General features: G+C 64.0%; 22 protein-coding genes and 1 tRNA gene. 8 read left to right on the top strand and 15 right to left on the bottom strand.

What is annotated here, in order from left to right; translation table 11 throughout:
• The first annotated feature begins 21 nt into the window (after nt 1-21).
• Nucleotides 22-2,970, top strand: a complete 2,949-nt coding sequence (locus ACLV8F_RS10410; protein ID WP_411884147.1) for a valine--tRNA ligase — start codon at nt 22-24, stop codon at nt 2,968-2,970.
• Between the two features lie 59 nt (nt 2,971-3,029).
• On the opposite strand, the gene ACLV8F_RS10405 is transcribed toward ACLV8F_RS10410, so the two are convergent.
• Entirely contained in the window at nt 3,030-4,046 is a 1,017-nt protein-coding gene (locus ACLV8F_RS10405) for an NAD(P)-dependent oxidoreductase (protein WP_411884146.1), read from the bottom strand.
• 125 nt (nt 4,047-4,171) lie between these two features.
• Here ACLV8F_RS10405 and galU point away from each other — a divergent pair, with 125 nt between their 5' ends.
• On the top strand, nt 4,172-5,089 hold the full coding sequence (gene galU / locus ACLV8F_RS10400; RefSeq protein WP_411884145.1) for a UTP--glucose-1-phosphate uridylyltransferase GalU: 918 nt from the start codon (nt 4,172-4,174) through the stop codon (nt 5,087-5,089).
• A gap of 19 nt (nt 5,090-5,108) precedes the next feature.
• Here the strand turns inward: galU and ACLV8F_RS10395 are convergent, their stop codons facing one another.
• The 3 genes from ACLV8F_RS10395 to cysM form a co-directional block, all read right to left on the bottom strand.
• Nucleotides 5,109-5,336 carry a sulfurtransferase TusA family protein gene (locus ACLV8F_RS10395; RefSeq protein ID WP_092130867.1) on the bottom strand — a complete coding sequence of 76 codons (228 nt, stop codon included), beginning with the start codon at nt 5,334-5,336 and terminating at the stop codon, nt 5,109-5,111.
• Between the two features lie 74 nt (nt 5,337-5,410).
• Nucleotides 5,411-5,944: an NUDIX hydrolase gene (locus tag ACLV8F_RS10390; protein ID WP_411884144.1), complete on the bottom strand. Its 534-nt coding sequence runs from the start codon at nt 5,942-5,944 to the stop codon at nt 5,411-5,413.
• Nucleotides 5,945-6,028: 84 nt separating this feature from the next.
• The gene (cysM, locus tag ACLV8F_RS10385; RefSeq protein ID WP_411884143.1) at nt 6,029-6,931 is read right to left on the bottom strand and encodes a cysteine synthase CysM; all 903 of its coding nucleotides are present in this window, start codon (nt 6,929-6,931) and stop codon (nt 6,029-6,031) included.
• A 39-nt stretch (nt 6,932-6,970) separates the two neighbouring features.
• Here cysM and ACLV8F_RS10380 point away from each other — a divergent pair.
• A tRNA-Leu gene (locus ACLV8F_RS10380) sits at nt 6,971-7,055 on the top strand.
• Nucleotides 7,056-7,259: 204 nt separating this feature from the next.
• Nucleotides 7,260-8,309: a S1C family serine protease gene (locus ACLV8F_RS10375; protein ID WP_411884142.1), complete on the top strand. Its 1,050-nt coding sequence runs from the start codon at nt 7,260-7,262 to the stop codon at nt 8,307-8,309.
• Nucleotides 8,310-8,315: 6 nt separating this feature from the next.
• Here ACLV8F_RS10375 and ACLV8F_RS10370 read toward each other — a convergent pair whose 3' ends face one another.
• Together ACLV8F_RS10370 and ACLV8F_RS10365 are read right to left on the bottom strand one after the other, a co-directional pair.
• On the bottom strand, nt 8,316-9,905 hold the full coding sequence (locus ACLV8F_RS10370) for a methyl-accepting chemotaxis protein (RefSeq protein WP_411884141.1): 1,590 nt from the start codon (nt 9,903-9,905) through the stop codon (nt 8,316-8,318).
• 150 nt (nt 9,906-10,055) lie between these two features.
• The gene (locus tag ACLV8F_RS10365; protein ID WP_411884140.1) at nt 10,056-10,982 is read right to left on the bottom strand and encodes an NAD-dependent epimerase/dehydratase family protein; all 927 of its coding nucleotides are present in this window, start codon (nt 10,980-10,982) and stop codon (nt 10,056-10,058) included.
• Nucleotides 10,983-11,043: 61 nt separating this feature from the next.
• On the opposite strand from ACLV8F_RS10365, the gene ACLV8F_RS10360 reads away from it, so the two are divergent.
• Together ACLV8F_RS10360 and ACLV8F_RS10355 are read left to right on the top strand one after the other, a co-directional pair.
• Nucleotides 11,044-12,096, top strand: coding sequence for a CDP-6-deoxy-delta-3,4-glucoseen reductase (locus tag ACLV8F_RS10360; protein ID WP_411884139.1), 1,053 nt, complete (start codon nt 11,044-11,046; stop codon nt 12,094-12,096).
• A gap of 244 nt (nt 12,097-12,340) precedes the next feature.
• Complete coding sequence (locus ACLV8F_RS10355) at nt 12,341-13,279, top strand: Bug family tripartite tricarboxylate transporter substrate binding protein (protein WP_411884168.1); 939 nt, start codon at nt 12,341-12,343, stop codon at nt 13,277-13,279.
• Nucleotides 13,280-13,448: 169 nt separating this feature from the next.
• Here ACLV8F_RS10355 and ACLV8F_RS10350 read toward each other — a convergent pair whose 3' ends face one another.
• From ACLV8F_RS10350 to ACLV8F_RS10325, 6 genes are all read right to left on the bottom strand, one after another.
• A complete protein-coding gene (locus ACLV8F_RS10350; protein WP_411884138.1) occupies nt 13,449-13,823 on the bottom strand; it encodes a DUF2845 domain-containing protein in 375 nt (124 codons plus the stop codon).
• Between the two features lie 166 nt (nt 13,824-13,989).
• A complete protein-coding gene (locus ACLV8F_RS10345; protein ID WP_411884137.1) occupies nt 13,990-14,709 on the bottom strand; it encodes an ABC transporter ATP-binding protein in 720 nt (239 codons plus the stop codon).
• Nucleotides 14,710-14,723: 14 nt separating this feature from the next.
• Nucleotides 14,724-15,491, bottom strand: a complete 768-nt coding sequence (locus ACLV8F_RS10340) for an ABC transporter ATP-binding protein (protein ID WP_411884136.1) — start codon at nt 15,489-15,491, stop codon at nt 14,724-14,726.
• 11 nt (nt 15,492-15,502) lie between these two features.
• On the bottom strand, nt 15,503-16,621 hold the full coding sequence (locus tag ACLV8F_RS10335; RefSeq protein ID WP_411884135.1) for an ABC transporter permease subunit: 1,119 nt from the start codon (nt 16,619-16,621) through the stop codon (nt 15,503-15,505).
• A 32-nt stretch (nt 16,622-16,653) separates the two neighbouring features.
• Nucleotides 16,654-17,583 carry a branched-chain amino acid ABC transporter permease gene (locus ACLV8F_RS10330; protein ID WP_411879065.1) on the bottom strand — a complete coding sequence of 310 codons (930 nt, stop codon included), beginning with the start codon at nt 17,581-17,583 and terminating at the stop codon, nt 16,654-16,656.
• 265 nt (nt 17,584-17,848) lie between these two features.
• Complete coding sequence (locus ACLV8F_RS10325; RefSeq protein ID WP_411884134.1) at nt 17,849-19,150, bottom strand: replication-associated recombination protein A; 1,302 nt, start codon at nt 19,148-19,150, stop codon at nt 17,849-17,851.
• Nucleotides 19,151-19,272: 122 nt separating this feature from the next.
• Between ACLV8F_RS10325 and ACLV8F_RS10320 the strand changes: the two genes are divergently transcribed.
• On the top strand, nt 19,273-19,653 hold the full coding sequence (locus ACLV8F_RS10320; protein WP_411884133.1) for a nuclear transport factor 2 family protein: 381 nt from the start codon (nt 19,273-19,275) through the stop codon (nt 19,651-19,653).
• Between the two features lie 15 nt (nt 19,654-19,668).
• On the opposite strand, the gene lolA is transcribed toward ACLV8F_RS10320, so the two are convergent.
• The 3 genes from lolA to ACLV8F_RS10305 all read right to left on the bottom strand — a co-directional run bounded on the left by lolA (nt 19,669) and on the right by ACLV8F_RS10305 (nt 23,431).
• On the bottom strand, nt 19,669-20,313 hold the full coding sequence (gene lolA / locus ACLV8F_RS10315; protein WP_411884167.1) for an outer membrane lipoprotein chaperone LolA: 645 nt from the start codon (nt 20,311-20,313) through the stop codon (nt 19,669-19,671).
• 8 nt (nt 20,314-20,321) lie between these two features.
• Nucleotides 20,322-22,661, bottom strand: a complete 2,340-nt coding sequence (locus ACLV8F_RS10310; RefSeq protein WP_411884132.1) for a DNA translocase FtsK — start codon at nt 22,659-22,661, stop codon at nt 20,322-20,324.
• 92 nt (nt 22,662-22,753) lie between these two features.
• A complete protein-coding gene (locus tag ACLV8F_RS10305) occupies nt 22,754-23,431 on the bottom strand; it encodes a Crp/Fnr family transcriptional regulator (protein WP_411884131.1) in 678 nt (225 codons plus the stop codon).
• A gap of 174 nt (nt 23,432-23,605) precedes the next feature.
• On the opposite strand from ACLV8F_RS10305, the gene trxB reads away from it, so the two are divergent.
• Nucleotides 23,606-24,550, top strand: coding sequence for a thioredoxin-disulfide reductase (gene trxB / locus ACLV8F_RS10300; RefSeq protein WP_411884130.1), 945 nt, complete (start codon nt 23,606-23,608; stop codon nt 24,548-24,550).
• The last annotated feature ends 155 nt before the right edge of the window (nt 24,551-24,705 follow it).

Below are 24,705 nucleotides of genomic sequence, written 5' to 3'. Positions count from 1 at the left end.
ACCCAAGGCGGCATCCCCTCGATGCCGTTTTTCATTGCCCCCATGACCAACGCTGCCGCCCCCGCCCTTGCCGATACCGCCACCCCCGCCGCGGAGGCCGTCAAAGTCCCGACACCGGGGCTGGACAGCCTGGCCAAATCCTTCGAGCCGGCCGCCATTGAAAGCCGCTGGGGCCCCGAGTGGGAGCAAAGCGGCCAGTACGAACCCACGCTGGACGCGGCCAAGCCGTCTTTCTCCATCCAGCTGCCGCCGCCCAACGTGACGGGCACGCTGCACATGGGCCACGCCTTCAACCAGACCATCATGGATTCGCTCACGCGTTACCACCGCATGCGCGGCCACAACACGCTGTGGGTGCCCGGCACCGACCACGCCGGCATCGCCACGCAGATCGTGGTGGAACGCAAGCTGCAGGGCGAAGGCAAAAGCCGCCACGACCTGGGCCGCAAGAACTTCGTTGCGAAAGTGTGGGAGTGGAAGGAAGAGTCCGGCACCACCATCACGCGCCAGATGCGCCGCATGGGCGACTCGGTGGCCTGGAAGCACGAATACTTCACCATGGACCCGAAGATGTCCACAGTGGTGACCTCGACCTTTGTGAAGCTCTATGAACAGGGCCTGATCTACCGCGGCAAGCGCCTGGTGAACTGGGACCCGATCCTCAAGTCCGCCGTGTCCGACCTGGAAGTCGAGAACGAAGAGCGCGACAGCTTCATGTGGCACATCGAATACCCGTTCAGCGACGGCCCGCAGAAAGCCGCCGACGGCTCGCCGCTGCGCGGCATGCACATCGCCACCACGCGGCCCGAAACCATGCTGGCCGACGGCGCGCTGGCGGTGCACCCTGACGACGAGCGCTACAAGCACCTGGTCGGCAAGATGGTCGACCTGCCACTGTGCGACCGCAAGATCCCGGTGATCACCGACGACTACGTCGACCCGGCCTTCGGCAGCGGCGTCGTGAAAATCACCGGCGCGCACGACTTCAACGATTACCAGGTCGCCCTGCGCCATAACCTGCCGCTGATCACCATCTTCACGCTGGACGCGAAGATCAACGAAAACGGCCCGGCGCAATACCAGGGCCTGGACCGCTACGACTGCCGCAAGGCCGTGCTCAAGGACCTGGAGGACCAAGGCTTCCTCGAAAAAGCCGTGCCGCACAAAAACATGGTGCCGGTCTGCGCGCGCACCGGCGCGGTGGTCGAGCCCATGCTGACCGACCAGTGGTTTGTCGCGCTCAGCAAGGTCAGCGACCAGGACCCGACCGGCAAGTCGATTGCGCAGAAGGCGCGCGACGCCGTGAGCAGCGGCGAAGTGAAGTTTGTGCCCGAACAGTGGGTCAACACCTACAACCAGTGGATGAACAACATCCAGGACTGGTGCATCTCGCGCCAGCTCTGGTGGGGCCACCAGATCCCGGCCTGGTATGACGAAGACGGCAAGGTCTACGTCGCCACCAATGAAGAAGAAGCGCAAAAGCAGGCGCCCGGCAAAAAACTCACGCGCGATGAAGACGTGCTGGACACCTGGTATTCATCGGCGCTGGTGCCTTTTTCGTCGCTCGGCTGGCCCGAGAAGACCAAAGAGCTGTCGCTCTTCCTGCCCTCCAGCGTGCTGGTCACCGGCTACGACATCATCTTCTTCTGGGTCACCCGGATGATCATGATGACCACGCACTTCACCGGCCAGGTGCCCTTCAAGGACGTGTACATCCACGGCCTGGTGAAGGACGCCCAGGGCAAGAAGATGAGCAAGTCCGAAGGCAATGTGCTGGACCCGGTCGACCTGATCGACGGCATCGAGCTGGCGCCTTTGCTCGAAAAACGCTCGCAAGGCCTGCGCAAGCCCGAGACCGCGCCGCAGGTGCGCAAGAACACCGAGAAAGAATTCCCCACGGGCATTCCGGGCTACGGCGCCGACGCGCTGCGTTTCACCTTTGCCGCGCTCGCCAGCCTGGGCCGCAGCATCAACTTCGACAGCAAGCGCTGCGAGGGCTACCGCAACTTTTGCAACAAGCTCTGGAACGCCACGCGCTTCACCTTGATGAATTGCGAAGGGCAAGACTGCGGGCTCGAAGAGCACACCAAGGAACAATGCGCGCCCGGCGGCGAGTTCCACAACTACCTGAGCTTCTCGCAGGCCGACCGCTGGATTTCATCGACCATGCAGCGCGTGGAAGCCGACGTGGCCAAGGGCTTTGCCGAGTACCGCCTCGACAACGTCGCCGGCAGCATCTACCAGTTTGTCTGGGACGAGTTCTGCGACTGGTACCTGGAAATCGCCAAGGTGCAGATACAGACGGGCAACGACGCGCAAAAGCGCGCCACGCGCCGCACGCTGATCCGCACGCTGGAGGCCATCCTGCGCCTGGCGCACCCGGTGATTCCTTTCATCACGGAAGAGCTGTGGCAAACCGTGGCGCCCATCGCCGGCAAGAGCGGCAAGTTCATCGGCGTCGCGCCTTATCCGCAAAGCCAGCCCGAGAAGATCGACGAGAAGGCCGAGGCCCACGTCACCAAACTCAAGACCCTGGTCGACGCCTGCCGCAACCTGCGCGGCGAGATGAAGGTCTCGCCGGCCACGCGCCTGCCGCTCTTCGTGGTGGGCGACAGCGCCTTCATGACCGGCGTCGCGCCCTTGCTCAAATCGCTCGCCAAGCTCAGCGACGTCAAGGTGTTTGACAGCGAAACCGGATGGGCCGCGGCCGCGCAGTCCGCGCCCGTCGCCATCGTGGGCGAAGCCCGCGTCTGCCTTTACATGGAGGTCGACCTGGCTGCGGAAAAAATTCGCCTGCAAAAAGAAGAGACCCGCCTGACCTCAGAGATCGCCAAGTCCGAAGCCAAGCTTGCCAACGAGGCTTTTGTCAGCAAAGTGCCGCCCGCGGTGCTGGAACAGGAACGCAAGCGTCTCGCGGACAACCAGGCAGCCCTGAACAAGATCCGCGAGCAGCTGGCCCGGTTGAAGTAAGCGCAAACGCCGCCCGTAAAAAAGCCCCGATCAACGGGGCTTTTTTTATGGCTGCGTGGTCACCGGATCATGAATTCGGGCTCTGACCACTGGGAGGGGGAAACCCCACCGGGCTCCAGGTCCATGGGCCCACTGGACAGCTGGTCCATGCCGCTGTGCTGCGCCGCGCCTATGGCTTCATGCATGCGGTGCGCCACATACCAGCTCGAGCGCAGACGCGCCTCGCGCGTGTGCGAACCCAGGCGCGGCGTGACGAACAAATTCTTCAGCCCCTTGAGCGGCGAGGTGTCGCCCAGGAAGCTGGCCTCGGCGCCGTCGAGGATGCAGGCCTCGATGCGGCCGTCGCACAGCGCGGCGGCCAGCGCGGTTTCGTCGAACAGTTCGCTGCGGCTGATGCCCACCCACAGCTGGTTGCGCTTGCAGCCCGCCAGCAGTTTTTCATTCACGAAACCGCGAAAGCGCGTGGCGTACAGCATCTGCACCGACACCGCGTCGGCCTGGCTCACGAGCTCGGGCAATGACACCGGTTGTATGCGCAGGCGCTCCCAGATGGGCGCCGTGTGGTGCACCGCCGGGTCGTATCCGATCAGGCGCACGCCCAGGCCGCTCAGCATGCCGGCCAGCGTGTGCGCCGTCGGGGCCAGGCCCAGGATGCCCACGGTGCTGCCGTGCAGTTCGCGGCCCATCTGCGTCGTCGGGTGGCGCCGCCCCATCAGGGCCGACACCAGGCCGCGGCGGTAAAGCAGCAACAGGCTGCTCAACAGGTATTCGGCGTTGGAGCGCACGTTGGCGCTGCTGGCATGCACGACCTTGATGTCGCGCTCCTTGCAGGCTTCGAGGTCGGTGTTGTCGGTGCCCACATGCAGGCGGCCCACGGCCCGGATTTTGGGCAGGAAGTCGAGGAATTCGCGCGTGACGACGGTCTGGCGGGGAAAGACGATGCCCTTGGTTTTGTAGGCAATCTTGCGCAGTGAGGTCAGGTCGTCGGCGAGCTCGGGATGGTATCCCACGCTGTGCCGGGTCTCGAGCCACGCCATGGCCTCCGGCACGAGTGCGTCAAGAAGTAAGATGTCCACCCAGTGAGTCCTTTTTCCTGCAGACTGCAGATTGCGCCGTCGGACCACGTCAAGTAAAGCGTTTGTCCGACGCCTGCCATTGTCTCAACAACGCAACACTCTAATCTTTTCCCCGATCAAAGTCGATGCAAAAATTTACATTACACAAAGCAGTGTTCCCGGTAGCCGGTCTCGGCACCCGGTTTCTCCCGGCCACCAAGGCCCAGCCCAAAGAAATGCTCCCCGTCGTCGACAAGCCCTTGATCCAGTACGCGGTCGAAGAGGCTTACGCGGCAGGCATCCGCCACATGATTTTTGTGACAGGACGCAATAAACGGGCCATCGAAGATCACTTTGATACTGCTTACGAGCTTGAGAATGAACTGGAAGTAGCGCAAAAGCACGCTTTGCTGGCCTTGGTGCGCTCCGTCCAGCCGGACGACATGAATTTTTCTTACGTCCGCCAGCCTCGTTCCCTGGGCCTGGGCCATGCTGTTCTGTGCGCCGAACACCTGGTCGGCGAGGAAGCTTTCGCGGTCTTGCTGGCCGATGACCTGATGGTCGGCCCCAAAGGCGGCAAGCCGGTGTTGGCCCAGATGGCCGAGCAGTTCAACGAATTGCAGCAGTCCATTCTGGCGGTGCAGGAAGTGCCGCAGGACCAGACCCGCCGCTACGGCATCGTCGCCACCGACGGCGCCAGCAAAGGCCTGATGAAGGTCCGGAAAATCGTCGAAAAGCCTGCGCCTGAAATGGCGCCGTCGCGCATGGGCGTGGCCGGGCGTTACATCCTGACGCCGGCGATTTTTGAGCACATTCGCGGCCAGAAGGCCGGTGTGGGCGGCGAACTGCAACTCACTGACGGCATTTCAAGCCTGCTGGACAAAGAGACGGTCTACGCCCTGCAGTACGAGGGCAAACGCTACGACTGCGGCAGCAAGGAAGGCTTTCTGGAAGCCACGGTCGAGCTGGCCCTGGACCACCCCGAAGTGGGCGCTCATTTCAGGAACTACCTGGAAAACCTGCAGATCGGCTGGTCGGGCCGGGAACGCCGCAAGCAGGCCTGACGGCCCTGCGCTGGACGGCTTAGCGCCGTTTCAGCACATGGATGAAGTCGCTGCCGGCGACCTGCTGCTCGACGAGTTCATTGCCGGTCTGTTTGGCAAAGGCCTGGAAATCCCGGGTCGAGCCCGAATCGGTGGACACCACACGCAAGAGCTGGCCGCTGAGCATTTCGGTCAGCGCTTTTTTCGCTTTCAGGATGGGCAGCGGGCAGTTCAGGCCGCGGGTGTCGAGTTCTTTGTCGATGTTCATGGAAATCCTTGGGTTGCCGCGATTTTAAGCAAAGCGCAAAGCCCCTTCACCGGGCTTAACCCCATGCGGCCTTCTTATTCGGTTCGCTTGGCCCATTCCACAAACTCGGGCTCGTGCCCGCGCGTGCGCAGCCAGTCGGCCAGCGCGTAGCCCGTGCCCGCCGGCCAGCATTTGATCTTGTCGAGGTCATAGAGCCGGTAATCCACCAGTTCCGGCGACAGGCTGACGTCCCCCGTGCAAACCGCGTGGTAGGCGATGATGACCTGGTTCATGCGCTGGAAATCGTAGACACCGATCAGGTCCAGCGAGCTCGTATCCAGGTTGGTTTCTTCCTTGATTTCCCGCTCAATCCCGCCCTGCGGCGTCTCGCCGGCTTCCATGAAGCCGGTGATCAGCGCATACATCTTGCCCGTCCAGGCCGCGTTGCGGGCCAGCAGCACCTGGCCGTGGTATTCGATCACCGCGGCCAGTACCGGCGTGGGATTGTTCCAGTGGGTGAAGCCGCAGGCCGGGCAGCGCAGCCTGGCCTTTTCGCCGCCGTCCTCCATCTGGGACACCATGGCCAGCGGCGTCGCGCAGTTCGGGCAAAACCGGAATTCGTGGGTCATGGTGGCGGCTCAGGATGAAAAAAACGGGAGAAACCGTGCCGCGTGCTATTTCTTCAATAGCAGCGGACGCATATCAGTTGAGGTTCAAGCCGGAAACACGCCGGTGGACAGGTAACGGTCGCCGCGGTCGCAGACCACAAACACGATCACCGCATCCTTCACGATCTTGGCAATTTCCTGAGCTACCCAAAGGGCCCCGGCGGCCGAAATGCCGGCAAAAATGCCTTCCTCGCGCGCCATGCGCCGGCACATGTCTTCAGCGTCGGCCTGGCTGACCAGCACCAGCTCGTCGACCTTGCTGGCGTCGTAAATCTTCGGCAGGTATTCCTGCGGCCATTTGCGGATGCCGGGAATGCGCGAACCCTCGCTGGGTTGCGCGCCAATGATCTTGATGGCCGGGTTTTTCTCCTTCAGGTAGCGCGAAACGCCGGTGATCGTGCCCGTTGTCCCCATGGCACTGACAAAATGTGTCACCTTGCCTGACGTATCTGTCCATATTTCGGGGCCGGTGGTCTCGTAATGGATGCGCGGGTTGTCGGCATTGGCGAACTGGTCCAGCACCCGGCCCTTGCCTTCTTTTTGCATCTGGTCGGCCAGGTCGCGGGAATATTCGATGCCGGCGCTTTTGGGCGTCAGGATCAGTTCGGCGCCAAAGGCCTTCATGGTCTGGGCGCGCTCGATGCTCAGGTCCTCGGGCATGATCAGGACCATCTTGTAGCCCTTGATCGCCGCCGCCATGGCCAGGGCAATACCCGTATTACCCGAAGTGGCTTCGATCAGCGTGTCGCCTGGTTTGATGTCGCCGCGCTCCTCGGCGCGCTTGATCATGGACAGCGCCGGCCGGTCTTTCACCGAGCCGGCGGGGTTGTTGCCTTCGAGCTTTCCGAGGATGACATTGCCGCGTGCGGCGTTCTCCGCGGCGTAAATTCTTTGCAGCGCGACCAATGGCGTTTTGCCAATCGCGTCTTCAATGGTTGGATAGTTCATGACCACACTGTGCCATAATTTGAGGCTTCGCTCATTCCAGCCCGGGTGGTGAAATTGGTAGACGCAGGGGACTCAAAATCCCCCGCCGCAAGGCGTGCCGGTTCGATTCCGGCCCCGGGCACCACATCCCGAAAGCCGTCTCATGACCTTGCTCATGGACGGCTTTTTTGTTTTTTCATTCCCGGCGGCGGGCAGCCCAAGGCTGTTACTTTTTACCGCCGGATTTTTTGACCCTGCCGCTTGCAACGCCATTTAATAAGGCGCATTCTTGAGACGCGGCTGGCCTCTCCTCTTTGCCTGCGCCCTCTTGCCGCGTCTGGAGTCCGTCATGTGCAGCTTGCGTTTGCGTCATTGGCTCTGTCTCCTCCTCTCCAGCACCCTGCTGCTGGGCACGGCCCACGCGGCCACGCCACCGCCGCCGGCGGCGCAGGCCATGATCGATGCGCTGACCCGAGCCACGACGTCCGTGGTCGGCGTCAAGGTCACGGCGACGGAGGGCGCGCGGTCGGCTGAAACCCTGGGCCTGCGGCGCGCCGGCTCGGGCGTGCTGATCAGCCAGGACGGGCTGATCCTGACCATCGGCTACCTGATGCTGGAGGCCGAGCAGATCGAGGTCGTCACCCAGGACAACAAAACGCTGCCGGCCCGCGCCGTGGCCTACGACCTGGCCACGGGCTTCGGGCTGGTGCGCCCGCTGCTGCCGCTGCGCGGCGTAGCGGTGGCGTCATTGGGCAGCAGCCGGGATTTGCAGCCGGGCGAGCCGCTGATGGCGGTGACCGGCCCGCAGGCGGACGATGACGGCGACGTGAGCATGACGCGGCTGGTGAGCCGGCGCGCGTTTTCAGGCAGCTGGGAATACCACATCGAATCGGCGCTGTTCACCAGCCCGCCGGTGATGGCCAGCGGTGGCAACCACAGCGGCGCGCCGCTCTTCAACCAGCGGGGCGAGCTGATGGGCATAGGCTCGCTGTTCGTGTCGGATGCGACGGGCGAAAACCGCCGGTTGCCGGGCAACATGTTTGTTCCGGTGGATTTGCTGCGCCCCATCCTCGCCGAACTGCAGCGCGCGGGCTACAGCGCCAAGAGCCGCAGGCCCTGGCTGGGCATCACCTCCAACGACCAGGGCGGGCGCATCCAGATCCTGCGCGTGAGCAAGGAAAGCCCGGCGGACCTGGCCGGGCTGGAGGCGGGCGACGTGGTGCTGGCGGTGGACGACGCGAAGGTCGCGACGCTGGAGGCGTTTTACAAAAAGCTCTGGGACCACGCCGCGCCCGACGCGGAAATTCGCCTGACGGTGCTGCAGGGCGCGGAGATCAAGACCATCGTGCTGCGCGGCCAGGACCGCATGCTGACGCTGAAAAAACCGCCGGGTATCTGAACGGCTTCAGGCCGGGACGGGCGCCGTGCGGTGCAGGTCCCTGCCTATCGCCTGGAAATGCAGCGCGGCCGACGGCGCGGCTTCGGGCTCGGCGTCCAGCTTGAACTCATCGACCGCCGCCTGCAGCTGCAGCGTCTGCTCGGCCAATGACGCGGCAGCCGTGGAGGCCTGCTCGACCAGCGCCGCGTTTTGCTGCGTCGCCTTGTCCATCAGCACCATGGCCTGGTTCACGTGCTCGATGCCGTTGCTCTGCTCGACCGACGCGGCGGATATCTGCTCAAGCAGGCTGCTCACGCGCTTGACGGCCTGCACGATGTCCTGCATGGTGCGGCCGGCCTGGCCGACGAGCTCGGAGCCGTTCTCGACGTGGGCCACGGAGTCGGCGATCAGCGTCTTGATCTCGCGTGCCGCTTCGGCGCTGCGCTGCGCGAGGCCGCGCACTTCGCTGGCCACGACCGCGAAGCCGCGGCCCTGCTCGCCCGCGCGGGCGGCTTCCACCGCCGCGTTGAGCGCCAGGATGTTGGTCTGGAAGGCGATGCCTTCGATGACGGCAATGATGTCCACGATTTTTTTGGAGCTGCCGCTGATGGCCGCCATGGTGTCGACCACCTGGGCCACCACCGCGCCGCCGCGTTCTGCCGTGCCCGAGGCGTTGGCCGCCAGCCCGCTGGCCGAGCGCGCGTGCTCGGCGTTGAGCCTGACGGTGGAGGTCAGTTCTTCCATGCTGGAGACGGTTTCTTCCAGCGACGCGGCCTGCTCTTCGGTGCGGCGCGACAGGTCGGCGTTGCCGGCAGCAATGTCGCGCGACGCCATGGTGATGGAGTCGGTCGAGCCCTTGATGCGGCTGACCAGGTCGGTCAGCGTGTCTTCCATGTCACCCAGGGCGCCCAGCAGGCGGCCGAAATCGCCGCCGCGTTCGGTGGCGAATTCCTGGCTCAGGTCGCCGGCCGCCACGGTTTCGGCGATATAAATGGCTTCATTGAGCGGCTGCGCAATGCCGCGGCCCAGGCGCCAGGCCGCCACGCAGCCGACCAGCAGGGCGGCCAGGCCGAGCGCTACCATCCAGCGCTGCGCCGATGCGATACCGGACTGGGCCTGGCGTGCCTGCAAAGCCGTCAACGCGGCCAGCTCCTGCTGCAGCCGGTCCAGCGTGGGGCGCGCTTCGCCCGTCCAAGCGCGGGCAGCGCCCTCACGGTCGCCGGCTTCGAATTGTTTGTTGATTTTTCCCAGGGCCTGCGCATGGGACGCCTGCGCGCCGCGCACGCGCGCGAGCAAGGCTTTCTCTTCGGCAGGCGGCACGCCACCGTCGAGTGCCGCCAGCGCATCCGCTGCGGCTTTTTCGCCGGCCGCGATTTGCTGGCGCAGGGCGGCCGCCTGTGCGGCATCGCCTGCCAGGGACAGCTCCAGGGTCGCGCGCGCGTTGGCCTGTGACCAGGTGCCGAGCGTCGCCGCGGCCCCCGCGCGCGACCAACCGTCACCGCCCTCGGCGCCGGCCATGTGGGTCAGGCCCACGGCCATCAGGCCGGCCGTCAGCAGCAATACCAGGCCGAAGCCCATCCCAAGCCGCGTGCTGACCTTCAAGTTGTCCAATTGCATGGTGTTGTCTCCAGCCAGCCTCTTCCGTCTCAAGATGCGGGAGAGACTGGCTCAAGCACGGTAGCAACAAAACGCGGGGCCATCCCGGAGAGGAACGGGGGAAAAAGGCCTCTATTCGACGAATTGACGGCCCTGAATTGAGGCAGGCGTTTATCCCGCCACCAGCCCCTGGGCCACCGTCGGATAGTGCAGTTGCACCCGCAATTCCTTTTTGAGACGCGTGTTGTCCAGCCGGCGCGACTCGCTCATGAAGCTCAACAGCATCAGCGGAAGCTCGTCCTGGGCCGTGTCGCGCGCCAGGCGCGGCGGGCGCGGCAGGCCGTAGAGGCCGGCGGCCAGGTCGAAGTAGTCGCCCATCTTGAGTTCGGTGTCGTCGCTGGCGTTGCTGGCGCGCTGCGGCTTGCCGCGCCACAGCGCCGCCAGGCAGGCGCGGGCCAGGTCGTCGGCGTGGATGTGGTTGGTGTAGACGTCGTCTTCGGCGCGCAGCACCGGCGTGCCTTTGAGCAGACGGCCGCGCGGCGTGCCGCCATCGCGGTCGGGCGCGTAAATGCCCGGGATGCGCAGCAGGTGCACGCGGGCGCCGGTGGCGCGGCCGAAGAGGCGCAGGTGCGTCTCCGCATGCACGCGGCGCTGGGCGCGCGGCGTATGCGGGTTCAGCGGCCGGGTTTCGCGCACCCATTCACCGCCGCAGTCGCCGTAGACCCCGCTGGTGGAGGCGTAGACCAGGGACCGCGGCAGGCTGCGCAGGCGCAGGGCGCGCAGCAGGGCCAGCGTGCGCGGGTCACAGCGCCAGTCGGGCTTGTCGTTGGGCGGCGGCGCCAGGTGCAGCACCCGGGTGGCCAGCCCGGCCAGGCGGCGCAGCGAGGCGCCGTCGTCCAGGTTGCCCTGCAGCGGCGTGATGCGGCTGGCCCGCAATTCGGGCACGCGCGCGGCCGACGAGGTGAGCGCCAAAAGCCGGGCATTGCGCGGCAATTGCCGGGCCGCGCGCAGGCCCACGTCGCCGCAGCCGACGATCAAAATCCGCTCCCGGCGGAAGCGAAAAGGCAATGCACCTAGGGGGGTCAGATTTGAGGGCAAAATTGGGGGTTGCCGGGAAAAACCGGCCAGGTCGAGAACAGATACCGCAAGGATACCGAATATGAGCTTTAACGTGACCGTGCAGCCCAGCGGCCGGACTTTCATTGCCCAGGTGGACGAAGCCCTGCTGGCCGCCGCCATCCGCCAGGGCATAGGCCTGCCCTACGGCTGCAAGGACGGCGCCTGCGGCTCCTGCAAATCGAAAAAGCTCGAAGGCACGGTGACCCACGGCGCCCACCAGGTCAAAGCCCTGTCGCCCGAGGAAGAAGCCGCCGGCTTCATCCTCACCTGCTGCGCCACGGCGCACTCCGACGTGGTCATCGAATCGCGCCACGTCACCGACGAAAGCGCCTTCCCGGTCAAAAAGATGCCGGTGCGCATCAACAGCCTGGCCAAGGCCTCGCACGACGTGATGCTGGTGCGCCTGCAGTTGCCGGCCAGCGACGTCTTTAAATACCACGCCGGCCAGTATGTGGAGTTTTTGCTGCGCGACGGCGACCGCCGCGCCTATTCCATGGGCAATGCGCCGCACACCCAGGCCGAGAACCCGGGCGTGGAACTGCACATCCGCCACATGCCGGGCGGCAAGTTCACCGAGCACGTGTTCGGTCCGATGAAGGAAAAGGAAATCCTGCGCATCGAAGGCCCTTTCGGCAGCTTCTACCTGCGTGAAGACAGCGGCAAGCCCATGGTGCTGCTGGCCTCGGGCACCGGCTTTGCGCCCATCAAGGCGCTGATCGAGCACCTGCAGTTCAAGGGCATCACACGCCCGGCCGTGCTCTACTGGGGCGGTCGCCGCCCGGCCGACCTGTACATGGACGAGTGGGTCAAGGCCAAGACGGCCGAAATGCCGAATCTGACTTATGTGCCGGTGGTCTCCAACGCCCTGCCCGAGGACAACTGGACGGGCCGGACCGGCTTTGTCCACCAGGCTGTGCTCGAGGATTTTGCCGACCTGTCGGGCCACCAGGTCTATGCCTGCGGCGCGCCCATCGTGGTGGACTCGGCCCAGGCCGCCTACATTGCCGCCGGCCTGCCGGACGACGAGTTTTATGCCGACTCTTTTGTGACCGAGAAGGAAAAGGCACAGGCTACCGTGCCCGCGGAGACCTGAGCCTAAACCCCGGTGGCACGCCCCGACAAACAAGAAGAATAAAGAAGAAGAACAAGAAACGCCCCGGCTGATTCGTCAGCCGGGGCTTTTTTAATAGGCGCCCGATCCGGGCAAGAATCCGGGTGAAGCGCCCGGCAGCGGCGCCGCGCGGTTTTTTGCAACAATAGAGGCCATGAACACCCGCCCCACCCTCACCATGTCTACCCTGCCCTCCCTGCTCGCCAAAAGCCTGGCCGTACTTTTCATGGCCGGCGCGGCCCTGTCGTCGCCCGCGGCGCTGGCCCAGTCCAAGGTCATGCGCATCATCGTGCCGTACGCCGCCGGCGGCCCCATCGACGTGACAGCCCGCCTGATGGCCGAGCGCGTGAAAGACTCGCTGGGCACCGTCATCATTGAAAACAAGCCGGGCGGCGGCGGCAACATCGGTGTCGACGCGATCGCCAAGGCGCCGCCCGACGGGCTCACGATCGGCATTTCCGCGGTGGCCACGCATGCCATCAACCCCTGGCTTTACAGCAAGATGCCCTACAACGCGGCCACCGATTTCGCACCCATCACGCAGATGGTGCGCGTGCCCAATGTGCTGGTGATCAACGCCGAGACCGCGCAGCGCCTGAGCATCCACACGCTGGCCGACCTCATCAAGTACGCCAAGGCCAACCCGGCCAAACTCAACTACGCCAGCGGCGGCAACGGCAGCGCGGGCCACCTGGCCGGCGAGATGTTCAAGGCGCGGGCCGGCATTTTTGCGCTGCACATTCCCTACAACGGCGGCAACCCCGCGCAGCTGGCGCTGCTCAGCGGCCAGGTGGATTTCAACTTCGACAACCTCGCCACCGCCTCGGCCAACATCAAGGCCGGCAAGCTCAAGGCGCTGGCGGTGACGACGGCCCAGCGCAGCGCCCTGCTGCCCGACGTGCCCACGGTCGCCGAAACGCTCAAGGGCTTCGAGATCGACACCTGGTGGGGCCTCGTGGCGCCCGCCGGCACGCCGAAAGACGTGGTGGCCAAACTCAACCAGGCCTTTGTCGCCGCGCTGAACTCCCCCGAAGCCAAGACCCGCTTCGCCACACTGATGGCCGAGCCCGTGGCCAGCACACCCGAGCAGTTCGGCGCCTTCATGAAAAGCGAACTCGCCAAGTATGAAAAAGTGGTGAAGGCCTCCGGCGCGAAGGTGGACTGAACCGGGGCCCGGACCAGATCCGGCGTCCATTAAAAAAGGCCGGCTCCCGCAAAGGGCCGGCCTTTTTTTAATTGCGCACCGCCGTATGCCCTGCCTTTTCAAGCAGGGGCCGCAGGCGCAGCGGCCCCCTCGGGGGGAGCGCATTACACGAAGTGAAAAGCGTGGGGGCTTATCTAGTTACACGCTCACCATACCGGATGCTCGCAAGCGAACCGCCCTCAAACAGCAGCATGGTCATGAACTGCCCGTAACCCGGGTTGTAAGTCCACTCTTCGACCTGCACGCAGCTATTGACGGTGATGTTGGTGACGTTGCTGCTGTTGCCGGAGATGATGGGCGCGCCGGTCACCGTTTCCTGCGCGGGTTTGCAGAAGCTGTCTTTCATGACGGGCTCGCCGCATTTTTGCAGGATGGTCCCTTTTGAGTTGCCGATCTGCGCCAGGTCGCCCTTGCAGCGCAGGGACTGGGCGGAAGCGCCCGTGAACAGGGACGAGGCCAGAAAGGCCAGGATCACGGCGGCGGTACGGACAATGGATGGGTTCATATTCAGCTCCCAGAGTTCGGAAAAAAGGTGCGCCTGGTGCGCACCTTTTGAACTCTATGCCCAAAGATTTGGCGTCACAAGGGATTTGTACCCCCGCGCCGCTTCGCCACGGTTACGGCTGTAATAAGGGGCCCGCAGCGCCATCCGGCATGCGGGGTACTTCAGGTTATTCGCCGAGGTAGGCGGCCCGGACACGCGGGTCGTTGAGCAGTTCTTTCGCGTCGCCGTTCATGGTGACGTTGCCCGACTCCATGACGTAGCCGCGGTTGGCGATGCCCAGCGCGCGGCTGGCGTTCTGCTCGACCAGCAGCACCGTCACGCCGCGGGACGAGACGTCTTTCACGACTTCGAAGATCTTGTCGACCATGATGGGCGACAGCCCCATGGACGGCTCGTCCAGCAGCAGCACCTTGGGACGGCTCATCAGCGCGCGGCCCATGGCCAGCATCTGCTGTTCGCCGCCGGACATGGTGCCGGCCAGCTGGTCCTTGCGCTCGCGCAGGCGCGGGAACAGCACGAACATCTTCTCGATGTCTTCGGCGATGCCGGCCTTGTCGCTGCGGATGTAGGCACCCATCTGCAGGTTTTCGGTGATCGTCATGCGGGTGAACACGCCGCGGCCTTCCGGCACCATGGCCAGGCCTTCCTTGACCAGGTCCCAGGCGCCGCGGCCCTTGATGCTTTTACCCAGGTATTCGATGTCGCCGTCCAGCATCGGCAGGGTGCCGGTGATGGCCTTCATGGTGGTGGTCTTGCCGGCGCCGTTGGAGCCGATCAGCGTGACCAGTTCGCCGTCGTGGACTTCGAAGTCAACGCCCTTGACCGCCTGGATGCCGCCGTAGGCGACCTTCAGGCCGGTCACTTTGAGGAGTGTGTTTGCTGCCATGTTCTTGCTTTCCTTCAATGACCGGTGCCCAGATAGGCGGTGATCACTTTTTCGTCTTTTTGTACGTCGGCGGGCGCGCCTTCGGCGATCTGCTTGCCGTAGTCGAGCACGGTGACGCGGTCGCACAGGCCCATGACCAGCTTGACGTCATGCTCGATCAGCAAAATGGTGCGGTTGTCCTTGCGGATACGGTCTATCAGTTCGCGCAGTTGCACTTTTTCGGTGGCGTTCATGCCGGCGGCCGGTTCGTCGAGCGCGATCAGTTGCGGGTCGGTGGCCAGGGCCCGGGCGATTTCCAGGCGGCGCTGGTCGCCGTAGCTCAGGGTGCGCGCCTTGAAGTCGGCGTATTTGCCGATACCGACGTAGTCGAGCAGTTCCTGCGAACGCTTGGCAATCGCCGCTTCTTCCTGCTTGAAGCCGGGCGTGCGGAGCACGGCGCCCATGAGGCCGGACTTGGTACGGATGTGGCGGCCGACCATCACGTTTTCCAGCGCCGTCATGTCGGCGAAGAGGCGGATGTTCTGGAAGGTGCGGGCAATGCCGGCCTTGGCCACTTCGTGCACGGCGGTCGGCTTGTAGGCCTTGCCGGCGAGCTCGAAGGTGCCGCTGTCGGGCGTGTAAAGGCCGGTCAGCACGTTGAAGAAGGTGGTCTTGCCGGCGCCGTTGGGGCCGATCAGGCCGTAAACCTGACCGCGCTGGATGTGGATGCCGACGTCGCTCAGGGCCTGTAAACCGCCGAAGCGCTTGGAAACACCGGAGACTTTAAGAATGGTTTCGCTCATGTCCATTCTCCTTAGGGATTGATTGACTGGATGGGATCTTTGCCGACAGCCTTGTTGAGCGACTTGCCGTGCTCCGACGAAGGCCAGAGGCCGCGCGGCCGCATCAGCATGATGGTGATCATGGCCAGCGCGATCAGCAGCTGGCGCAGGATGGCGGAGTCGAGGCGGCCGTCGGTCATGGCCTGCAGCGGGCCGGCGACGTGGCGCAGCACTTCAGGCAATGCGGCCAGCAGCAAGGCGCCCAGGATGACGCCGGGCAGGTGGCCGATGCCACCCAGCACCACCATGGCGACGATCATGACGGACTCCATCAGGCTGAAGGATTCGGGCGAGACGAAACCCTGGAAGGCGGCGAACATCGAGCCGGACACGCCGCCGAAGGTGGCGCCCATGCCGAAGGCCAGCAGCTTCAGGTTGCGGGTGTTGATGCCCATGGCCTTGGCGGCGATTTCGTCTTCGCGGATGGCCATCCAGGCGCGGCCGATGCGGGAGTTTTCCAGGCGGTGGCAGATGACGACCGAGACGATCACCAGCACCAGGAACAGGTAGTAGTACATCGACACCGAGTTGACCTCGAAGCCGAAGAACTCATGCGGCTTGCCCAGGTCGAAGCCAAAGAACTTCATCGAGTCGATCTGGTTGATGCCTTTGGGGCCGTTGGTCAGGTTGATCGGGCGGTCCAGGTTGTTCAGGAACACGCGGATGATTTCACCGAAACCCAGCGTCACGATGGCCAGGTAGTCGCCGCGCAGCTTGAGCGTCGGGGCGCCCAGCATCACGCCGAAGAAACCGGCGAGCGCCGCGGCGGCCGGAATGATGGCCCAGATCGGCAGGTGCAGCCCGTTCGGGAAGTCCTTGGCGATCCAGGGGAAGGCTTCGGCCAGGTGGGGCGAACCCAGCAGCGCGAACAGGTAGGCGCCGACGGCGAAGAAGGCGACGTAGCCGAGGTCCAGCAAGCCGGCGTAGCCGACCACGATGTTCAGGCCCAGGGCCAGCAGCACGTAAAGCAGCGCCATGTCGACGATGCGCACCCAGGCGTTGCCGCCCTGTTGCAGGATCAGGGGCAGCACCAGCAGCGCCGCCGCGACGACCAGGAAGGTCACCAGTTTTTTGGATTGCGTGGTATTCATGAATGTTCTCCTTGTGTACGGATGGACAGGCCTTACGCCCGGTCCGCTACACGCTCACCGAGCAGGCCTGAAGGCCGCAGCGTGAGGACAAAAATCAGCACGATAAAGGCGAAGATGTCGGAGTACTGGCTACCCAGCACGCCGCCCGTCAACGGACCGATGTAGCCCGCGCCAATCGATTCGATGAGGCCCAGCAGGATGCCGCCCAGCACCGCGCCGCCCAGGTTGCCGATGCCGCCGAAAACGGCCGCCGTGAAGGCTTTCAGGCCGGGCAGGAAACCCATGGTGTGCTGCACCGTGCCGTAGTTGGAGGCGTACATGACGCCGGCCAGCGCCGCCAGCACGGCGCCGATGATGAAGGTGGCCGAAATGACGGTGTCGGGCTTGACGCCCATGAGCGCCGCCACGCGCGGGTTTTCGGCGGTGGCCCGCATGGCGCGGCCCAGCTTGGTGTAATGGACCAGCCACATGAGGATGGAAAGGGATACAACCGTGGCACCCAGGATAAAGAGCTGGGTCACCGTGATGACGGCGCCGGCGACCTGGAAGGGCTCGCTAGGCAGCAGGGTGGGATAAGGCTTGTAATTGGGCTTCCAGATCATCATGGCCAGCGTCTGCAGCAGCAGCGACATGCCGATGGCGGTGATCAGCGGGGCCAGTTTGGGGGAATTTCGCAGCGGCCGGTAGGCGATTTTTTCAATCGCGAAATTCAGGGCGCCGCAGACGACAAAGGCGATCAGCAGCGATATCAGCAGGATCAGCCAGCCGGGCGTTCCCGGCATGGAACTCTGCATCAGACCGATGATGGTCCAGCTGGTGAGCGCGCCCACCATCAAAACCTCGCCGTGCGCAAAATTGATCAGGTTGATGATGCCGTACACCATCGTGTAGCCCAGCGCGATCAGGGCATACATGCTGCCCAGGACCAGACCGTTGATGATCTGCTGTAGCAATACTTCCATAACTCACTCTCCCGTCCGATTGATTGAAATTGTGAACTCCGCCTGGCGGCCGCCTTACGCCGGGATCACCGGCGGCTGGCGCGAGTTAACAAAAAGCCCGCCTATCAAAGCCGGATGGCTGGTGAAGTTGGCGAGCTAATCCGCAAATTGTAGCCAAGCGTCTCTAGCGAGAATCGAGCCAGCGCCGCGCTTTACGCGGGGTTTACCCTTGAGAAAGTGAATTTTCCGGGCCGAATCAGCCTTTATCAGCGGCTTTTGTTTTTTATTAGTCGTTCTTATTGTTCTTTAATTTCAGCTCATTCAGCTTATCAGCAATGCGTATCTCCAGCCCCCGGTTGACGGGCCGGTAGAAGCCGGGGGGCGCCATGCCCTCGGGAAAGTAGTTTTCCCCGGCGGCAAAGCCGTCTTCCTCGTCGTGGGCGTAACGGTAGTTTTTGCCGTAATCGAGTTGCTTCATGAGCTTTGTTGGTGCATTGCGCAAATGCAAAGGCACCGGGCGGGTGCCGTCCTTGCTGATGAAGGCCTTGGCTTCGTTGAAGGCCTTGTAGACCGCGTTGGACTTGGGCGCCACCGCCAGGTAAATCACGCACTGGGCCAGCGCGAGCTCGCCCTCCGGGGAGCCCAGGCGCTCATAGACCTCGGCGGCGTCCAGCGCCATGCGCAGCGCCCGCGGGTCGGCCAGGCCTATGTCTTCGCTGGCCATGCGGACCAGCCGGCGCGCCATGTAGCGCGGCTCGGCGCCGCCGTCCAGCATGCGCATGAACCAGTAGAGCGCGGCATCGGGGTCGGAGCCGCGCACCGACTTGTGCAGGGCCGAAATGGTGTCGTAGAACTGCTCGCCGCCCTTGTCGTAGCGGCGCAGGCGCTCGCCCAGCACTTTCAGCAGCCAGGCGTCGCTGACGTCGGTGACTTTTTCGGCCTTGGCCGCGACGCTGAGCGATTCCAGCGTGTTGAGCAGGCGCCGGGCGTCGCCGTCGGCATAGGCTACGAGGCGGTCGGCGGCTTCATCGGCGATGGATGCAATCGCCGGCAGCGCTTTTTCCGCCAGGACCTTGGCCACGATCTGCTTCAAGTCCGCCTCGCCCAGCGGCTGCAGCACGTAGACCACGGCGCGCGACAGCAAGGCCGAGTTCACCTCGAAGGAGGGGTTTTCGGTGGTGGCGCCTATGAAGGTGAAAAGGCCGCTCTCCACATGCGGCAAAAACGCGTCCTGCTGGCTTTTGTTGAAACGGTGCACCTCGTCGACGAACACGATGGTGCGGCGCCCGCTTTGCGCCTGCCAGATGCTCGCCTGCTCCACCGCCTCGCGGATGTCCTTGACGCCGCCCAGCACGGCCGAGATGGTGATGAAGTGCGCGTCAAAGCTGCTGGCCATGAGCCGCGCAATGGTGGTCTTGCCGACGCCGGGCGGCCCCCAGAGAATGCAGCTGTGCGGCTGGCCGGACTCGAAGGCGATGCGCAGCGGCATGCCCTCGCCCAGCAAATGCTGCTGGCCTATGACTTCGCCGAGGTTTTGCGGGCGCAGGCGTTCGGCCAGGGGCTGGTGGGTGGAGGGCGCGGCTTTCACGAGAGGGCTGGAGATCAGGGGATGATGAACTGGGATGCCATGAGTCTAAGCCACGCGCCCGGCCGGCTGCAGGGTCGGGTCAAGTCGTGTACAACCCCATCACATCCTCCCGAAAGAACTCCATGCCTAGCCCCGAAACACTGGAACGATTTATCGCGCGCGTGGAGCAAAACGCCCATGCCGAAGCCATTGAGGAGTTCTACACCGAGAACGCATCCATGCAGGAAAACCAGGGCGCTCCGCGCGTCGGTCGCGACAAGCTGGTGCTGGGCGAGCAAAAGGTGATGGAAAGAGCGAAATCGCTGACCTCGACCTGCGTGCGCCCCGCCTTGCTGCAGGGCGACCATGTGGTGATTCGGTGGATCTTCCGCTTTGAATGGCAGGACGGCAGCCGCACCGAGATGGAAGAGCTCGCCTGGCAACGCTGGGAAGGCGAGCGCATCGCGGAAGAGACGTTCTTCTACGACCCGGCGCAGCGGCTTCCCAAGCCCCCGGTGGCCTGAACGCCCTGATCCGGCTTACTGCCGGATCACGTCCGCGCCCTTGGGCGGCGTGAAGCGAAAGGTGTCGGCCGGCAGGTTGGGATTGACCTCCACCTTGCTGAAGGTCAGCACGGAGCGCTGGCCGAAGCTGTCGGTGATCTCGAGCGCGGCCAGGCCCGAGGATTTTTCACCAGGGCGAAAACCCACGCGCACCGACTGCAGCTGGCCGTCTTTGGTCTTGGGCGTGGCCACCACCCATTGCAGGCCGTCGGCGTCCGGTGCCGCAGCCAGGGCGAAGTCCGCCTGCAGGGCGCGCAAATCAGGCGCGGCCGCAATCAGGGCCGCAGGCGTGGAGCCCAGCGCGCTGGACTGCTTGCGCGAGGTGACCTGGTTCAGGTCCGTGTCATACAGCCACAGCGTCTGGCCGTCGGCCACGATGCTTTGCTCAAACGGCTTTTTATAAATGAAACGAAAGCGGTTGGGCCGCGAAAACTCAAAGGTGCCGGTGGAGGTCTTGCTGCGCGCGGCCTGCCCGTCCCTGGCCGGCGCGGTGACGACCTGGCTGAACTCGGCGCGGCCGCTGCTCACGGTCTTCACGAAAGCCTCCAGGCTTTCAAGGCCGTTGGCCCAGGCGGAATGCGCGCAAGCCGCCGTCAGAATCATCGCAACATATTTTTTCATCATGATCGTCACTCCGCCCTTGCGGGCACCAGGATTTCGCGCTGGCCGCTGCCGCTCATGGCGCTGACCAGCCCGGCTTTTTCCATATCTTCGACCAGCCGCGCGGCGCGGTTGTAGCCGATCTTGAGGTGACGCTGCACCAGCGAAATGCTGGCCTTGCGGTTTTTCAGCACGACTTCCACGGCCTGGTCGTACATCGGGTCTTTCTCGCCGCCTCCGCCATTGCCGCCGTCGCCGAGCAAGTCGCCGTCTTCACCGTCGACCGTGCCGCCTTCAAGCACGCCGTCGATGTAATTGGGTTCGCCCTGCTGCTTGAGGTAAGCCACCACGCGGTGCACTTCGTCATCACTCACAAACGCACCATGCACCCGGATTGGAAAGCCTGTACCACTCGGCATGTAAAGCATGTCACCCATTCCCAGCAAGGCCTCGGCGCCCATCTGGTCCAGGATGGTGCGGCTGTCGATCTTGCTGCTGACCTGGAAGGACAGGCGGGTCGGGATGTTGGCCTTGATCAGGCCGGTGATGACGTCCACGCTGGGCCGCTGGGTGGCCAGCACCAGGTGGATGCCGGCGGCGCGTGCTTTTTGCGCCAGGCGGGCGATCAGTTCCTCGATTTTCTTGCCGACCACCATCATCAGGTCGGCCAGCTCGTCGATCACCACCACGATGTAGGGCAGGCGCTCCAGCGGCTCGGGCTGCTCGGGTGTGAGGCTGAAGGGGTTGTAGATGAATTCGCCCTTGGCCTTGGCTTCGTCGATCTTGGTGTTGTAGCCGGCCAGGTTGCGCACGCCCAGTTTGCTCATGAGCTTGTAGCGCTTTTCCATTTCAGCCACGCACCAGTTCAGGCCGTGGGCGGCCTGGCGCATGTCGGTGACCACCGGGGCCAGCAGGTGCGGAATGCCTTCGTAGACGCTCATCTCCAGCATCTTCGGGTCTATCAGCAGCAGGCGCACGTCGCGCGCATCGGCCTTGTAGAGCAGGCTCAAGATCATGGCGTTGATGCCGACCGACTTGCCCGAGCCCGTGGTGCCGGCCACCAGGCAGTGCGGCATCTTGGCCAGGTCGGCCACCACGGCGGCGCCGCTGATGTCCTTGCCCAAACCTATGGTGAGCAGCGACTTGGCTTCGTTGTAGACCTGCGAGCCCAGGATTTCGCTGAGCTTGATGGACTGGCGTTTGGCGTTGGGCAATTCCAGCGCCATGTAGTTTTTACCGGGAATGGTTTCAATCACGCGGATCGACACCAAACTCAGCGCGCGGGCCAGGTCCTTGGCCAGGTTGACGACCTGCGAACCCTTTACGCCCGTGGCCGGCTCGATCTCATAGCGCGTGATCACCGGGCCGGGCGCGGCGGCCACCACCCGCACCTCGACGCCGAAATCCTTGAGCTTTTTCTCGATCAGGCGCGAAGTCATCTCCAGCGTCTCGGGCGCCACGGTTTCCTGGCGGCTCAATGCGCCGTCGAGCAGGTCGACCTGCGGCAGCTTGGAGTCGGGCATTTCGCTGAAGAGCGGTTTTTGCCGCTCCTTGGCTACGCGTTCGCTTTTGGGAATGTCGACCAGCACCGGCTCGATCAACACCGGCACCGGGTGGTGCTCCTCGATTTCGATGCGCTCGTCGATCAGCGTTTCCTCACGCTCGCGGGCGGCCAGCTTGCCGAAGGCCAGGTCTTCGGCGATCTCGCGCTTTTCGCGGCGGGAGTCAATCAGGTTGTCTATCCAGGCGCCGACGCGCAGCGCCACATGCGCCCACGAAAAACCGAACACCGCCGACACGGCGATCACGCCGAGCGCGATGAACACCAGGCCGGAGCCCGCAAATCCCAGCCACTTCTCGCCCATCGCGCCGACCAGGTAGCCCAGCGCCCCGCCCGCATGGCCGGGCAACTTGAATTCAAAGCGGTAAAGCCGCGACCATTCCAGCGCCGTGCACGCAACCAGCAGCAGCACCAGGCTGAGCCAGAAACGGATACGGTGGGACTCCCCGTCCGCCACCGGTTCGCCGCGCAACCAGCGCGCCAGCGACCTCAACCAGGCCTGGCCGCCGGCGGCCAGCGCCCACCAGACCGAGAAGCCGAGCAGGTAATAGCTGGCGTCGGCCAGCCAGGCGCCCAGGCGCCCGCCCCAGTTGAGGGTTGCGGCGTGGCCGCCAGCCACGGCTTGCGCGGTGCCGGACGTCGACCAGGCCGCATCCTGAGGCGAATAACTGAGCAAGGCGGCCAACCAGAAAACCAGGCCGAGCAGGCCCAGGATCAGGCTGACTTCATGGGCAAAGCGTTTGATGCCGCCGGGCGCGCCCGTGGCGGGGGAATTTCTGGAGTTCAGTGTGTCGAGTGAGTAAGTCATGGCCCGTCGCTAAGCTTACCGCAGTTGGATGGGCGCTTTGAAGGGCCACGGGCGCCAGAACAGATGGCGGGCGGGCGGTCAGCGGAGGAATGCTAACCCAGGGTGTGCAAGCGTTCTTTCACCAGGACAGAGCCGTCGTCCCGGGTTTCGATGAAGCCGCGCTCTTCCAGGTCTTTCATGACACGGCTGACCATCTCGCGCGAAGCGCCGACCATCTTGGCCAGGTCCTGGCGCGACACCTTGTCGCGGATCACGGTATTGCCGGCGCCGTCGTCGCTGGCGAATTCCAGCAGGGCCCTCGCCACACGGCCGTAAACGTCCATCAAGGCCAGCGACTCGATCTGGCGGTCGGCGTGGCGCAGGCGCTGCACAAGGCCCTTGAGCACGGCGTAGGCCATGGAGCTGTTTTCGGGCAGGCAACGCGCGAACTCAAGCCGGCCCAGGATCAGGGCATCGGTCTGGATTTCGGCTCGCACCGTGGCCGAATGGGGTTCGTTGTCGATCAGGCTCATCTCGCCAACGTAGTCGCCGGGGTGCATGGTCGCCAAAATGACTTCGCGGCCGCGCGCATCGGTGGTGACCACGCGGGCGCGACCCGTCAGGATGATGGACAGGGCATTGGATTTTTTGCCCTGTTCGACGATGGGCTCGCCGCGCTTGAAGCGGCGCTTGACCACCGTATCGGCGACCGATGCGGCCTGGGCGGCCGTCAACACAGAAAAAAGAGGCACCCGGCGAATCAATTCCAGGTTGGACACCATGGTCGTCATATCAGATATCTCCCAACCTCACAGTCAACGGCAAGTCGCGTGAGTTCTTACAATGGCAGTTGATTTACAAAACCAGCTGCCCAAAAAGCACTGGCCGGCAGTTTTTACCTTACGCTGCGCTTATGCGGCATGACTCTACCCGAGTTCTTACACTTTCCCAATCAGTTTTTCAACATGAAACATTCCAGAGTCCTCATCCTCGGTTCAGGGCCCGCGGGCTATACCGCTGCCGTCTACGCGGCGCGCGCCAACCTCAACCCGGTGCTGATCACCGGCATCGCGCAGGGCGGCCAGCTCATGACCACCACCGATGTCGACAACTGGCCGGCCGACGTGCACGGCGTGCAGGGGCCTGACCTCATGCAGCGCTTCCTGGAACATGCCGAACGTTTCAAGACCGAAATTATTTTCGACCATATCAACAAGGTCGATTTCAGCAAGCGCCCCTTCACGCTGACCGGTGACAGCGGCACCTACACCTGCGATTCGCTGATCATCGCCACCGGCGCCTCCGCCAAATACCTGGGGCTGGAATCCGAAAGCGCCTTCATGGGCCGCGGCGTTTCCGGTTGCGCCACCTGCGACGGGTTCTTTTATCGCGGCGAGGAAGTCTGCGTGGTGGGCGGCGGCAATACGGCCGTAGAAGAAGCGCTCTACCTGTCCAACATCGCCAGCAAGGTCACGCTGGTGCACCGCCGCGACAAGTTCAAGGCCGAGGCCATCCTGATCGACAAACTGCACGACAAGGTCGCGGCCGGCAAGATCGAACTGAAGCTGCACCATACGCTGGACCAGGTGCTCGGCGACGCTTCGGGCGTGACCGGCGTGCGGCTCAAAAGCGCCCAGAACGGCGCGACTCAAGACCTTACGCTCAAAGGCTGCTTCATCGCCATCGGCCACCAGCCCAACACCGACATCTTTGCCGGCCAGCTGGACATGAAAGACGGCTACATCATCACCAAAACCGGGCTGCAGGGCTTTGCCACGATGACCAGCGTACCGGGCGTGTTCGCCGCTGGCGACGTGCAGGACCACGTCTACCGCCAGGCCATCACCAGCGCCGGAACCGGCTGCATGGCGGCGCTAGACGCCCAGCGTTTCCTGGAACAGGCAGAGTAAGCCAAAAATCCCTTATAATTCAAGGCTTTGCTAAATTCGCCCTCTAATTTCGATAAGAGGGCCGGGTTTGGCAGTCTCGGGTTACCGCCACCCTATTCTGGCGAGGTGAGGCAGGAATGACGACGGGCAGCAAAGGCCTTGCGACATGACTGCTG

Origin of the sequence: Polaromonas sp. YR568, assembly GCF_943369675.1 — a bacterium.
Taxonomy (GTDB): Bacteria; Pseudomonadota; Gammaproteobacteria; order Burkholderiales; family Burkholderiaceae_C; genus Polaromonas.
This window is presented reverse-complemented; position numbering and strand designations above follow the sequence as displayed.